General features: G+C 65.7%; 12 protein-coding genes. 9 read left to right on the forward strand and 3 right to left on the reverse strand.

What is annotated here, in order from left to right:
- The 3 genes from WC597_RS14330 to dsbD all read right to left on the reverse strand — a co-directional run.
- On the reverse strand, positions 1 to 334 hold a 334-nt coding region (locus tag WC597_RS14330; RefSeq protein WP_372694307.1), incomplete at its 3' end, for a thioredoxin domain-containing protein.
- Between the two features lie 22 nt (positions 335 to 356).
- Entirely contained in the window at positions 357 to 1,151 is a 795-nt protein-coding gene (locus WC597_RS14335; protein WP_372694309.1) for a prolipoprotein diacylglyceryl transferase family protein, read from the reverse strand.
- Positions 1,148 to 3,040, reverse strand: a complete 1,893-nt coding sequence (gene dsbD / locus WC597_RS14340) for a protein-disulfide reductase DsbD (protein WP_372694311.1) — start codon at positions 3,038 to 3,040, stop codon at positions 1,148 to 1,150. The genes WC597_RS14335 and dsbD overlap by 4 nt, the downstream gene beginning before the upstream one ends.
- 62 nt (positions 3,041 to 3,102) lie before the next feature.
- On the opposite strand from dsbD, the gene WC597_RS14345 reads away from it, so the two are divergent.
- The 9 genes from WC597_RS14345 (at position 3,103) to WC597_RS14385 (ending at position 13,651) form a co-directional block, all read left to right on the forward strand.
- On the forward strand, positions 3,103 to 3,756 hold the full coding sequence (locus tag WC597_RS14345; RefSeq protein WP_008264155.1) for a response regulator transcription factor: 654 nt from the start codon (positions 3,103 to 3,105) through the stop codon (positions 3,754 to 3,756).
- On the forward strand, positions 3,753 to 5,081 hold the full coding sequence (locus WC597_RS14350; protein WP_372694313.1) for an ATP-binding protein: 1,329 nt from the start codon (positions 3,753 to 3,755) through the stop codon (positions 5,079 to 5,081). The genes WC597_RS14345 and WC597_RS14350 overlap by 4 nt, the downstream gene beginning before the upstream one ends.
- 501 nt (positions 5,082 to 5,582) lie before the next feature.
- On the forward strand, positions 5,583 to 6,083 hold the full coding sequence (locus WC597_RS14355) for an Arm DNA-binding domain-containing protein (protein WP_372694478.1): 501 nt from the start codon (positions 5,583 to 5,585) through the stop codon (positions 6,081 to 6,083).
- A 21-nt stretch (positions 6,084 to 6,104) separates the two neighbouring features.
- On the forward strand, positions 6,105 to 6,593 hold the full coding sequence (locus WC597_RS14360) for a hypothetical protein (RefSeq protein WP_372694315.1): 489 nt from the start codon (positions 6,105 to 6,107) through the stop codon (positions 6,591 to 6,593).
- A gap of 57 nt (positions 6,594 to 6,650) precedes the next feature.
- Positions 6,651 to 7,904, forward strand: coding sequence for a TolC family protein (locus WC597_RS14365; protein ID WP_372694317.1), 1,254 nt, complete (start codon positions 6,651 to 6,653; stop codon positions 7,902 to 7,904).
- On the forward strand, positions 7,904 to 9,121 hold the full coding sequence (locus WC597_RS14370; RefSeq protein ID WP_372694319.1) for an efflux RND transporter periplasmic adaptor subunit: 1,218 nt from the start codon (positions 7,904 to 7,906) through the stop codon (positions 9,119 to 9,121). The genes WC597_RS14365 and WC597_RS14370 overlap by 1 nt, the downstream gene beginning before the upstream one ends.
- 11 nt (positions 9,122 to 9,132) lie before the next feature.
- Complete coding sequence (locus WC597_RS14375; protein WP_372694321.1) at positions 9,133 to 12,354, forward strand: efflux RND transporter permease subunit; 3,222 nt, start codon at positions 9,133 to 9,135, stop codon at positions 12,352 to 12,354.
- Positions 12,351 to 12,953 (forward strand): cation transporter, encoded by a 603-nt coding sequence (locus tag WC597_RS14380; protein ID WP_372694323.1) that lies wholly within the window; start codon positions 12,351 to 12,353, stop codon positions 12,951 to 12,953. Before WC597_RS14375 ends, WC597_RS14380 begins: the two co-directional genes overlap by 4 nt.
- The gene (locus WC597_RS14385; protein WP_372694325.1) at positions 12,950 to 13,651 is read left to right on the forward strand and encodes an isoprenylcysteine carboxylmethyltransferase family protein; all 702 of its coding nucleotides are present in this window, start codon (positions 12,950 to 12,952) and stop codon (positions 13,649 to 13,651) included. Before WC597_RS14380 ends, WC597_RS14385 begins: the two co-directional genes overlap by 4 nt.
- The last annotated feature ends 116 nt before the right edge of the window (positions 13,652 to 13,767 follow it).

The following is a 13,767-nucleotide window of genomic DNA, read 5'->3' on the forward strand; positions in this document are numbered from 1 at the left end:
CCGAGACGTCGCCGAAGATCGGCCAGTCCTTGTACAGGACGCGCACCTTGGGGTCCGCCTTCAGCAGGCCGTCGATCTCCGGCTGCATCTTCTTGCAGTAGGGGCAGTTGTAATCGACGAAGCCGATAATGGTCACATCGGCGTTCTCGGCGCCGATGAAGGGCGCGGCCGGATCCCGAAGCAGGTCGTTGAAACCCACCTGGGCGATGGCGGGCATGTCCTGTCCAGCCGCTGCGGGAGGGCTGGCGGGCGCCGCGCCGTTGTCGGCGTCGGCGGGGCCGCAGGCGGCGAGCGCGAGGACGGCGGCGAGGGCAGGGGCGAAGGTGCGGTTCATGGAAGCTCCGTGAGGCGAGGGGTCAATGCAGACGCGCGATTTCGGTCGCGATCTGTTCGGGGGCGATTTCCCCCATGTGGGCCTTGGCCAGGCGGCCGTCGGCGTGGAGGAACAGGGTCACCGGAATGCCGGCCGTGCCGTAGTGGCGCGGCACCGCCATGGCCTCGTCAAACAGGACATGGTCGAGGGCCAGCCCCTGGCTCTGCAGAAAGGCGCGAACGCCGGCTTCGCCCTCGCCCTGGTTGACGAAGAGGAAGCGCACATTCGGATGGGCTTTTTCGGCCTGGGCCAAAGCCGGCATCTCGCGCCGGCAAGGCGGGCACCAGGTGGCCCAGAGATTGATCACCGTGGGCCGGTCGCCCGGAGCGGAGAGGTTGATGGGCGGGGCGTCCATCGCGGCCAGCGTCAGGGCGGGCGGCGCCATGTGCTGCGTCGCCGAGGCCAACTGATGGGCGGTGGTCCAAACCAGGGCGCTGGCCAGCACAGGCGCAATGGCCCAAGCGCGTTCGCGCGGGGTGCGCAGCAGCAGGAAGGTGGCCAGGATCACGACCGGCGCGACCCAGATCCAGCTGAACCCGCCCTGCCAGACCGCGAACGCCCGCCACGGGTCGGCGCCGAAATACTCCCAATGCGTCGCCACGTGACCGAGGCGGGCGGCTGCCAGACCGCCGAAGACTAGGACGGTGCTCCACAGGTTGAAGCGCGGGCTGACACGGCTGGCCAGCAGTCCGGCGCCGATCATGAAGACGAATATGCCTGCGATGATGGCGAACCGTTCGCCCGACAGGACGAGCGGACCCAGGGTGATGGCGTTCATGCGGCGGCTCCGGCGCTCTGCAGGGCGGAGGCGACGTCTTCGGCCGACATCTCTCCGATCAACCGGCTACCCGGCGCTTCAGTCGCCGAAGGCGACAGGAAAATCATCGTCGGCGGCCCGACCACCCCGTGCCGCTCAAGAAGCGCGCGCGCCTCGGGGGTGCTGCGCGTGACGTCGACCTTGATCAGGTCGGTGTTCGAAAGGCCGGCGATCACGGCGGGGTCCTCGAACACCGTCCGCTCGATCACCTTGCAGCTGACGCACCAGTCGGCGGTGAAATAGACCAGGGCGGGACGTTCGCGGGCGCCGGCATCGGCGACGGCGCGGTCCAGCGCGGCCTGATCGAGCACGACCGCCGCGGTCTCCACCGGCGCGTCGGCTGTGACTCCGGCGGGACGCGCCAGGGGTTCGAGCGGGCGCCACGGGTCGTCCGCCCCGAGACTAAGTCCGACGAGCAGCAACAGGCCCCAGGTCGCGGCCGCCAGGCCGGCGACGCGGGCGACGCCGTTTCTCAGGTTCGGGCTCAGCGGCTGGAACAGGCCGAGGGCCGCCGCCAGACCGAGCGCCAGCGCCGCGCCGAGAGCCAGCGTCGCGTTCGGCGGCAGGATGCGGCTGGCCAGCCACCAGGCCATGCCCAGGAAGATGAAGCCGAACAGCATCTTCACCCGGTCCATCCACGGCCCGGCCTTGGGCAGGAAGCGCGCGCCGACCGTGCCGAACACGATCAAGGGCACCCCCTTGCCCAGGCCCAGGAAGAACAGGGCCGCCGCGCCCAGCCCAACGTCGCCGGTCTGGGCGATGTAGAGCAGGGCGCCCGCCAGGGGCGCGGTGACGCAAGGCCCCACGATGAGGGCCGAGACGAAGCCCAGACCTGCGGCTGAGGGCAGGGAGCGCCGCCCATCGCCGCCGTCGCGGGAGAGGCGGCTGGTCCAGGCCGAGGGCAGCTGCAGCTCGAAGCCGCCGAACATGGACGCGGCGAGGATGACGAAGACGACAGCCAGCGCGCCCACGGCCCAAACCGACTGGAGCGCCATCTGCAGGTTCTGTCCAGACCAGGCGGCCGCGACCCCCAGGAGGGCGAAGGCGATGGAAAGGCCCAGCACATAGGCGACGGAGAGCGTCAGGCCTCGGCGCGTGCCGCGCCCGTCCACGCCGCGTCCGATGACGCCGGCCAGGATCGGGTACATGGGAAAGACGCAGGGCGTGAAGGCCAGCAGCACGCCGAAACCGAAGAAGGCGAGCAGGACCCAGGTCGCCCCGCCCTGCAGCGCCAGGCGATCGACGAAGCCCGGATTGGCGTCCAGAGTGACCGCCGGCGATGACGCGACCGGCGAAGGCGCCGCCGCTCCCTCGTCGTTCTCGGGCGCGGGTGCAGCGCCCGGCGCCTGGATCGCCAGCATAGCCGCGGCCTGTGCGGTCTGCGCATCGGCCTCCCGCGCGGCCACGTCGGACTGCGGCCGGGTCGGCACGTCGATGGTGCGCGTCATCGGCGGGTAGCAGATCGAGTCTTCGAGGCAGCCCTGATAGGTGATGTTGACCGACGTCGGCTCGCCCGCCTGCGTCAACGTCTGCGCCGACAGGGTCGCGCGACCCGCGTCATGCCAGACGTCGACGACGCCGAAGCCCGGATCGTCTTTGGTTTCGCCGGCAGCCAGTTCCAGCGGCAGAGACTCCTTCCCGCCCGGCGTGCTGGCGACGGTGTGGTCACGATAGAGATAATGGCCAGGCGCAATATCCCAGGCAAAGGCTAGGTTGCCGTCAGCCTCACGCGTCACCGTCAGGGCGAAGGCCTTGTCAGGCGAAAGCGGAGCCTGACCCAAGGCCGAACCCGGCAGGGCGAAGGACAGAAGAGCGAGAGCGGCGGGCAGCAGTCGGCGGAAAAACCTCATGGCCATCTCGTGGGCAAGCGAGCTTAAGTCAGGCTTAAGCCGGAGCTTGCACGTCACAACGCATGAGATTGCTCGCCATAGAAGACGATCCCGTTCTCGCTGACGGCCTCCAGGTCGGGCTCAGCGCCTGTGGCTGGACGGTCGAGGTCGTCGGGCGGGTCGAGGACGCCCTCGCGGCGCTGGAAAGCTCGGCGTTCGATGCGGTCGTGCTGGACCTGGGTCTTCCTGACGGCGACGGCCTTTCGGTGCTGCGTTTCGTTCGAGAGCGCGACATGGATGTCGGCGTGGTGGTCTTGTCGGCGCGCGATGACAGTCGGGACCGCATAGTGGGTCTGGACGCCGGCGCGGACGATTATGTCGGCAAACCGTTCGATCTCGACGAGCTGGCCGCGCGATTGCGCGCGGTGCGGCGTCGCCTGCTCGGACGTTCGACCCCCGCCTTGCGCCACGGCGGGGTGACCATCGATCCCAAGTCGCGTCTGGCTTGGCGTGAAGAGGGGGACCTGCCCCTTTCGAGACGTGAGTTCGCTATCCTGGAGGCCCTGATGGAACGGCCCGCACAGGTCCTCTCGCGCAGTCAGCTGGAAGAACGCCTGTACGGCTGGCAGGAGGAGATCGGCTCCAACGCCGTGGAAGTGCACATCCACTATCTGCGGGCCAAGTTGGGAGCCGGCTTCATCCGCACCGTCCGCGGCGTGGGATACACCCTGCAATGAGCTCGATCCGCTTGCGTCTGTTCGTCACTCTCGCGCTCGTGACCGCCCTGGTCTGGGGCGGCGCGGTCGTCTGGGTTGAAATCCAAACCCGAGCCGAAGTGCAACGGGTGCTGGACCGGCGCCTGATGGAGTCGGCCCGCATGGTTTCGTCCCTGATGCAGGCCGGCAGCGTGCGCCCGGCGATCCAGGCTCCGGACACCGGGGCCGCGGATGTCTATGACCGTCAGCTCTCCTGCCAGATCTGGTCGCTGGAAGGCGATCTGATTGGTCGGTCCCAAAGCGCGCCTGCGGAGCGATTGTCGGAAGGGGGCGACGGATTTTCTGAGCGCACGATCCGGGGCGAGCGCTGGCGGGTCTATACGGTGCATGATCGTGACGCCGGTTTCCGGGTCATGGTCGGGGACAATCTGGCCGTTCGCGAACACCTGGTCGGCAATGTCGTCACCGCCTTGATCGGTCCGGCGGTCCTCGGCCTGCTGGCGCTGGGCGTGCTGATCTGGTGGTCGGTTGGGCGGGGGCTGGCCCCTATTCGACAAATGACCCGCAGCCTTGCGGTACGGGATGCGGAAGATCTGACGGCGTTGGACGTATCGCCGGACGCCCGCGAACTCCGTCCCTTCGCCCTGGCGCTGAACGACCTGATGTCACGCCTTGGCGCAGCGCGGCGTCGCGAGGCCGAGTTCACGGCCGCCGCCGCGCACGAGTTGCGCACGCCTCTGGCAGGGCTGCGTGTCCAGGCGCAGATTGCGGCGTCGTCTTCGGATCCTGCCGTTCGAAGCCGCGCGCTGGAGCAGATTCAGACCTCTGTCGATCGCACCGCCCGCCTCGTCACGGGGCTTCTCGCCCTGGCGCGCGAGGACGAGATGCCGGTTAGCGACGAAGATCGCCGCTGGGTGACGCTCCGATCACTGTTTGCGGGAGCGGAAGGCGATTCCCGGGTGTCGATCGTCGAAGGTGACGCCCTGCTGAATGTGGATCCGGATCGCTTCGGGGCAGCGGCCGCCAATCTCCTTGCGAACGCACAGGCGCACGCAGAGTCTTCAATCCTGATCAGCTACGACCCGACTTCCGGACGCTTGATCGTCGAGGACGACGGACCGGGCGTGGCCTTCTCGGATCTGCATCGTTTGGGAGGGCGTTTTTTCCGCGCGTCGAATGCCCCTTCCGGAGGGAGCGGTCTGGGCCTCTCTATCGTCCTCGCCACTGTGAAGGCCCATGGGGGACAGGTGCAGTTCTTGCGCTCACCAGGAGGCGGTCTTCGTGTCGAGGTGACAATTCCGGAGCAGGCGTCGGAGTCTTTGAACAACTCGACCAAGCGAGACTGACGGTATCAACCGGCTTCGGTGGCGTCTGTTGTCGGTACGATGATACGGTATAGTCCTATTGCCTAGTCGCCTGTCATAGCGGTGCTGGTTGGGCTTGAAGCAGAGTTGCCTGCCGATAGATGGCGACATCACTAGAATTTTATTACGTCGAATTTCACCAATGAATTCAACAGCACTGTTCAACTGACGGTAGCTCGCGCGGTATGGTGCGTGGATGAGAGAAAAGGCGCTGATAAATCAGCGCCTTCTGGTCTCTTGAAGGATCGAGTGGGAATAGTCTCGACCCTTCGGTAGCATTCGGTATTGCTTTCGAGGCGGACTCTAACAACCTGACAACATTGTGAATTCTGTCGAGACCCTTCGGAGCCATTCGGAGGGTCTTTTTCGTTTTGTTGGACTGGCCGACGGTGCGCCGCTGCATTGATCTTGCGGACCCTGGCTCATACCGTCCTGACATCGGGGCTACGCCCTGTCGTTATTCATTTCGAGCAAGTCATTGAGATGAATAGGAAAAAACCGTCTCGGCGCGACAGAATTCGAGGGCCGACGGACAGAGGCGATTATACCGTGCTTACCCACACTGCCCTGAAGAATTTGCGTCTGAAAGCAAGGGCTTACAAGAGTACCGACAGGGGCTGTATGTACGTTTATGTCTCGACGGGCGGCGCAATCTCATTCCGCTACGACTATCGGTTCAACGGTCGTCGAAAGACCTTGACGCTCGGGCGTTACGGCAGGGCCGGCTTGACGCTGGCCCAAGCCCGCGAGCGGTTGATCGAGGTGAAGAAGGCGATCGCGGACGTGGTGTCGCCCGCCACGGCAGTGATCAATGCGAGTTCGCCAAATGAGGTCTATCGAGACTTCAACTGTCTAACGCCTAGCCCGCATATGCCCAGACGGGCGTCGCCCTGGCCACGATCCCCGCATAGAATATCACGGAGTTCATCGGCCCTCCCGAAGCGGGGAATCCGAGGAGGGGACCTCCGCAAGCTGTCCACCTAGGATCTCGGCGAACGGAACTCCATGGCGGAGATCCAGGCAGGGCCCCTGTCGGCGTGCGTCGATCGCTCGCCGGGCGAGGTCTGCTTGCGGAGCAGTAAAACCGTCGCATCAAGCGGACTTTGTAACAGATTGCTCCTCCGGCCGAATAAAAGTATCCAGCGCGTGATGACCTGGTCAATGGCGACATGGGCAAGACTGATTCTGGCTGTGACCTTGGTCGCCGCCGTGTTTTTCGTCGCCTCGATCGCTGACGCCGCGACCTGCGCTCCCGAGACGCCCTCGGCTCACGCTGTGGTCGGTCAGGATACGGGCGATAGCGACCAAGGCGACCTTGAAGGCGGCCACGGATACTGCGCCCACGGGCACTGCCACCATAACGGAACCGCGCGCGCGGATGTCGCCGACGACATCGCGATGCAGATCTACGCACGCCCGGTTCACGCCTTCCCCTCCAGTGATTCTCCGTCGTCGATCTCGCCCGACGGCCTGAAGCGCCCTCCCAGAGTCTGACCCGGCGTCTGCGCATCCGTGCGCGCGATCTCGTGTCAAACCTCTGGAATATGAATCATGCCTCCCTCATATCGCAGGCCGCAGCGTTTCGCGGTCGGCTGCGCGCTGGCCGCATTGGCGGCCGTATTGGCCAGTCCCGCCTGGGCTGACCCTGCTCCGTCATTCGCCGAGCTGCTCGCACAGCTCGATCAAACTCCCGCCACCCTCGAAGCTGGCGCCCTGTCTGACGCCGCCGAAGCACGAGTCCGTCAGGCCCGTGTGAGGCCCAATCCGACGATCGCTCTCGAATCGGCGAACGCCTTCGGCACCGGTCCGTTCTCGGGCTACTCCAATGCCGAAACCACGCTGTCTTTAAGCCAGAGTCTCGAACTCTGGGGTCGACGGACGGCGCGGATAAACCTCGCGCGCGCCGAGGCGAGTACGGTCTCCCTGCAACGCGATCTTGCCATCGTCGATGCGGCAGGGCGGCTGGCCCTTACCTATGCGGAGGCCGAGGCCGCTCAACGACAGGCGGTGCTGGCCGAGGAAAACCTGACGCTCACCGTCGCGGATGCGCGCGCCGCATTGGCGCTCGTTGAAGAGGGCCGAGAGCCGCTTCTGCGGGGCATTCAGGGTGAAAGCGAGGCTGCCGCAGCCCGCGCCCGTCGCGATGAGGCCATAGCCGAACAGGAAGCCGCCTTCGCGCGGCTGACGGCGGTGGCCATGCTGCCGGATCCGGTCACCACGATAGACTCCAGCTTGCTGAACAGGATCCCTGCCGGTGCGATTCCCGCCCCGGCGGAGGCCCCCACGGTGCGGGTCGCATCCGCACAGCGCGATGCTGCCGAGCGACGCATAGCCATAGAGCGCATCCGCAGCCGTCCCGACGTCACGGCCAGCGTCGGTGTGCGGCGTTACGAAGTCGAGGATGCGACCGCCCTCACATTTGGCATCAGCCTGCCGCTGCCGCTGTTCGATCGCAACCGCGGCAACATCGAAGCGGCCCAGGCGGATTTCAGAGCTGCTGAAGCGCGGTTTCTGACTGCCCGCCAGAATGCCCAGGCGGACAGGGCGGCGGCTCGTGCTCGACTGTCGGCATCGGCAAGTCGTGTCGCGGCATCGGACGCGGGCGTGACCGCTGCCGACGAAGCCTACCGACTGTCTCGCATCGGCTTCGAAGCCGGCCGGATCTCGCAGCTCGAACTGCGGGTCAGCCGAACGGCTCTGGTCGCCGCCAGAACCTCTGCCGTCGATGCCCGTCTTGCACGGGTTCGGGCTGAAATCGAACTCGCGCGCCAGGACGGCCGCGCCCCCTTCCAAGGAGCCCAATGATGCGCAAGCGCACATCCAACAAAACCCTGCTGATCGGCGGCGTCGCCGCACTCGTTCTTCTTGGAGGGGCGGGTCTTTATATGGCCTTCGGTCGATCCGATCCGGCTCCCGCCGCTGCAGCAGAAAAGGCTGCACCGGCCGCCGAAGAGGCCGGCCATGCCGAAGGCGAAGCCCCACATGCCGAGGGCGGAGCCGAAGCCGAAGCGCCTGAAGGGTTCGTCGCCCTCAGCGCTGCCCAGGCCCAGGCTGCAAATCTGGTTGTCGTCGGCGTCGGCCGGGGAGGGGGGGCTGAAACCCGACTTTCCGGACGTGTCGAACCCATGATCGACGCACGGGCGGCAGTTGCCGCGTCTGTCGGAGGCCGCGTCGAGCGCGTGCTCGTGGCTCCTGGCCAGTCGGTAAGGGTCGGACAGCCCCTGGCCAGCATCGTGAGCGGCGAAGCAGCGACATTCAGAGCGGATGCCGACGCGGCTGCAGCTGGAACAGAGGCCGCGAGGCAAGTGTATCAACGCAACAGCAACCTCGCCGATCAGGGCGTTGTCTCACGCCAGGAAGTCGAAGCCTCGCGCGCTCAACTCTTGAGCGCCGAGGCGAACACCCGCGCCGCACGGGCTCGATCAAGCGCTGCGGGGGCTCCCAATGCGTCCGGGCGGCTCAGCGTGACGAGCCCGATCTCGGGTGTCGTCACGAATGTTCAGGTCGGACCGGGCGGATTCGTCGCCCAAGGCGGCGTCGTAGCCGAGGTGACCAACCCGGCGCGCGTCGAGATGGTGTTCAACGCGCCGCCGGCGCTGGCGGCCACGGTTCGTGCAGGCGCACCTCTCCGGGTCGGCAGCCCGGCTGGAGATTTCGACGCTGTCGTCACGGGTGTTGCGGCGGGCGCCGGCGCTGAAAGCGGTGCGACCGTCATAAGGGCGCGACCGACCGGGGGCGCTCTTCCGCCGGCCGGCTCTGCTGTCACCGGCGCAATCGTCACCGACCAGACCGCCGGCGGCCTGACTGTGCCGACGGAGGCCGTCCAGACTGTCGATGGCAATGCCGTCGTCTTCGTACAGGTTCCGAACGGCTTCCAGGCGCGCCCTGTGCTCGCCGGACGGCAAGCCGGAGGGCGGACAGAAATCCTGCGCGGCCTGACAGGCACTGAGCGTATCGCCGGCACCAATGCCTTCCTCCTCAAAGCCGAACTCGCCAAGGGCGAGGCCGAGCACGGTCACTAGGGGCACGACGCATGTTCAAATTCATCATCGAGCTATCGGTCAAATTCCGATGGTTCATCGTCCTGGCCACGGCGCTCGTCGCGGCCTACGGACTGTTCGAACTGACACGGCTTCCCATCGACGCCGTGCCGGACATCACCAATCGCCAGGTCCAGGTGACCACGGTCGCCCGCGCGCTCGCGCCGGAACAGATCGAACGGCAGGTCACCTATCCGATCGAGACGGCCATGGCCGGTATTCCCGGTCTGACCACGACCCGATCCCTGAGCCGCAATGGGTTCAGCCAGGTCACGATCATCTTCACCGACCAGACGGACATCTACTTCGCTCGCCAACAGGTCGCCGAACGTCTGGCCGGTGCGCGTGAAGCGATGCCGGACGGTGTGGAGCCGACACTGGCTCCCATCACCACCGGCCTTGGCGAGGTGCTGATGTGGACCATCGACTACAAACCCTTCAACAGCGCCAATCTGGCCAAGCCCGGCAAGCCGGGTTGGCAGGCGGGCGGGGGGTATCTAACCCCGGAAGGCGACCTGCTGACCACGCCTGAGAAACGGGCGACCTATCTGCGAACCGTGCAGGACTGGATCGTCGTGCCCCAGATGCGCACGGCTCCCGGTCTCGCCGGCGTGGACACGGTCGGCGGTTATGTGAAGGAGTATGCCGTCAGGCCCGATACGGCTCGACTGGCGAGTTACGGCCTGGGCATGAGCGATCTGATCCAGGCGCTCGACCGAGCCAACATCCAGGCTGGTGCGGGCTATGTCCAGCGCGCCGGCGAAGCGCTGACGGTCCGCACCGACGCCCTGGCCTCGACCATCGAGGATCTGGCCCAGGCGCCCGTCGTAAACCGAAACGGGCTGGTGGTTCGCGTCGCCGACGTGGCCACTGTCGAGATCGGTCAGGCGCCGCGTCTCGGCGGCGCCAGCCGTGACGGCCACGAAGCGGTGCTCGGCACGGCCCTGATGATCGCCGGCGGCAACAGCCGGACTGTTGCGCAGGCTGCGGGCGAACGCCTTGAAGAGGTTCGCAAGTCTCTGCCCGCAAGTATCGAGGCGGTGACGGTCCTTGACCGTAGCGCCCTGGTCAACTCGACCATCTCCACCGTGGCGCGCAACCTTATCGAGGGCGCACTGCTGGTCATCGTCGTGCTGTTCCTGCTGCTGGGCAATATCCGGGCGGCGACCATTACCGCCTTGATGATCCCCATCAGCTTCCTGTTCGCCGTCATCGGCATGAACCGGTTCGGGATCAGCGGAAACCTGATGAGCCTGGGGGCCCTGGACTTCGGCCTGATGGTCGATGGGGCGGTCGTCGTGGTCGAAAACACCCTGCTGATGCTCAGTCAGCGTCGAGCGGAAGCGGGCCGGATGCTGACCCGGCACGAACGGCTCGGCGTCGCCATGCAGGCGGCGCGGCAGATGGTCAAACCGGCCGCCTTCGGTCAGCTGATCATCCTGCTGGTCTTCACGCCGCTGCTTATGCTGGAAGGTGTCGAAGGCAAGACCTTCGTGCCGATGGGCGCAACGGTGATGCTGGCCCTGGTCGGCGCCTTCATCTTCTCCTTCACCTTCGTGCCGGCGATGACGGCGCTGCTGGTGCGTGACCCCAAGACGGTCGAGGTCGATGAGCAAGGCCACGCCCACGAACATGAGACGTTCTTGCTTCGCTTTGCGCGCCGCTGGATCCAGCCCGCCATCCGCGCAGCCGTGGATCGTCCCATGATTGTGCTGGTCTCTGCGCTGGGCGCCCTGGTCGTCGGTGGTGTGGTCTTCACGACCCTTGGCCGGGAGTTTATTCCGACGCTGGACGAAGGCGACGTCGCCATGCAGGCGCTTCGCGTGCCTTCCGCCTCGCTGGAGCAATCTCTGGCGATGCAGATGACCCTCGAAAGGGTGATTACCGCCCAGCCCGAAGTGGAGACCATGTTCTCGCGGACCGGCACCGCACAGGCCGCCGTCGACCCCATGCCGCCCAACATCTCCGACAGCGTGATCGTTCTGAAGGATCGCAAGGACTGGCCGGATCCCAAGCTTAACAAAGAAGATTTGATCGCACGTTTCGAAGCCGAGGCTTCCAAACAGATCGGTAACAACTTCGAGTTCAGCCAGCCGATCGAACTTCGCTTCAACGAACTGATCTCCGGCGTGCGTACTGACCTTGCCGTTATGGTCTATGGCGATGACTTCGCCACCATGCAGCGAGTTGCAGATCAGGTCGCCGGCGCCCTGCGCCAGACGACAGGTTCCGCCGACGTCCGGGTCGAACAGGCTTCTGGCCTGCCGACCTTGACCATCAGCGTCGACCGGTTCGCGGCGGCCAACTACGGCCTGTCCGCGGCCGACGTCTCCGAAGCCGTCTCGGCGGCGATCGGCGGCGCCCAGGCAGGTCGTATTTTCGAAGGGGATCGCAGGTTCTATGTCGTCGTCCGACTTCCCGACGGCGCGCGTAACGATCCGGCGGCCCTGGCGGCCCTGCCGATCGTGACCGCGACAGGGGTGACCGTGCCCCTGTCCTCGGTAGCGAGTATCCAGAGCGCGGAAGGTCCGAACCAGATCAGCCGCAACGACGGCAGTCGCCGGATGGTGGTCCAGTCCAATGTCCGGGGACGCGATCTGGGCGGTTTCGTCACGGATGCCCAGACGAAGGTCGATCAGATCCAGCTTCCGCCAGGCGTTCGCCTGACCTGGGGCGGGCAGTTCGAGAACCTGAAGCGCGCAGAGCAGCGACTGGGTCTGGTCATTCCGATCGTCTTCATCCTGATCGGGGTGCTGTTGTTCATGGCCCTGGGATCGTTCGCGGAGGCCGGTCTGGTCTTCGCCTGTGTCCCGCTGGCCTTGATCGGTGGCGCGCTTGCCCTGTTGCTGAGGGGCATGCCCTTCTCGGTGTCCGCCGCCGTCGGCTTCATCGCCGTCTCGGGGGTGGCGACACTGAACGGTCTGGTCCTGATGCAGGCCATTCGCGAGCGGTTGCAACTGGGTCAGACTCCGCGTGACGCCGCGATCGACGGGGCGTCCAGTCGTCTGCGGGCTGTCCTGACCACCGCCATGGTCGCCATCGTCGGCTTCATCCCGATGGCCTTGGCCCAGGGCGCCGGCGCCGAGGTGCAGAAGCCTCTGGCGACCGTGGTGATCGGCGGGCTGCTGACCGCAACCGCCCTGACCCTGCTGGTCCTTCCGACCTTTGCAGCCAAGGCAGTCCGTCACCGCAAGGATGAAGGGATCGAAGATTGATTGCTCGCAATCAGGACGACCGTCAGCAGCAGCGTACGCTGCTGACGGTTCTGGCGCTCAATGCAGGCCTCGCGGTTGCGCTCGGGGTCGGCGGCTGGTCCGCCGACTCCAGCGCCTTGCTGGCCAACGCCGTAGACAACACCTCGGACGCCGCAGTCTATCTGATCAGCTTCTTTGCGGTCGGCCGTGCGGCTTCATGGAAACGCGGGGCCGCGCGTTTCTCCGGCATCATGCTGCTTATATTCGGCGCCGGCGTCCTTTTGGACGCCGGTCGCCGTTTCCTTGTCGGAACCGAACCTATCGGCCCAACCATGATCGTTCTCGCCTTGGTTGCAGCCGTCATCAACCTCATCTGCCTGCAACTGATCCGTCGCCAGAAGAGCGGCGACATCAATATGAGGGCGGCTGAAACCTTCAGCTTCAACGACTTCGCGTCCAACGGCGGCATCCTCGTCGCCGGGGGGCTGGTGCTCTGGCTCAATCAAGCCTGGCCTGACCTGATTGTCGGCGTGCTCGTCGCCGCCATCGCGGTGAAGGGCGGCATCGATATCCTGCGCGACGCGGCCAGAAACCTTCCAGACGCAGGTGAGCCGACATGATACCCTACGATCCATCCAATAGCGTCCCTGCCGATGCGCGGCAGGACGTGAATGTGGATACTCCTGCGACCCTTCAACTTGACAGTGATCAACGGTCGACGATCGACATCCAATCCGTCCAAAGGTGGCGCAAGGCGGGCATTCTCGTCGGCGGTCTGCTGCTCGTCGGTTGCACGACGCTCGTCGCACCCTTGCCCGTGCTCGAACATCCTGTCGAGCAGTTGGGTCTGATCGCCATCCTGGTCTGCATCGTCGGCCGGGCATGGTGTTCGCTCTACATCGGCGGTCGAAAAAAGCAGGAAATCGTGTCTGCAGGGCCGTATTCGGTCAGCCGCAATCCGCTGTACGTCTTCAGTTTCATCGGCGCGTTCGGCATCGGCGCCCAATCGGGCAGCTTCAGCATCGGCCTGATTTTCGCGTTCGCCTGCTGGGTGGTCTTTCGGATCGTGGTCGGTCGCGAGGAACGCTTCCTGACGGATGCTTTCGGGAGCCAATATCAGAACTATCGCGAGCGCACTCCACGGTTCCTGCCCAAGCCCTCGTTGTGGCGAGACGAAGCCGAAGTCCTCGTCCGGCCCGTCTTCTTCGTTCGCACGGTGTGTGACGGCTTCTTCTTTCTCCTGGCGGTTCCGCTGTTCGGAGCGCTCGAACAACTTCAGCGACTCGGCGGCTTCGGCGCCGTTGTGCCGCTGCCTTGAGGTCGGGAGAGCCGGGATGACGACGTCCGAGCGAATGACGCCGAGGCCGACTTGCAGGGCGCGCCTTCGCAAGCCACGACGCGATCCCGCTCTTTCGATCATGTCGGTCGCCGAGA

The organism is Brevundimonas sp. (assembly GCF_041648115.1).
GTDB lineage: Bacteria > Pseudomonadota > Alphaproteobacteria > Caulobacterales > Caulobacteraceae > Brevundimonas.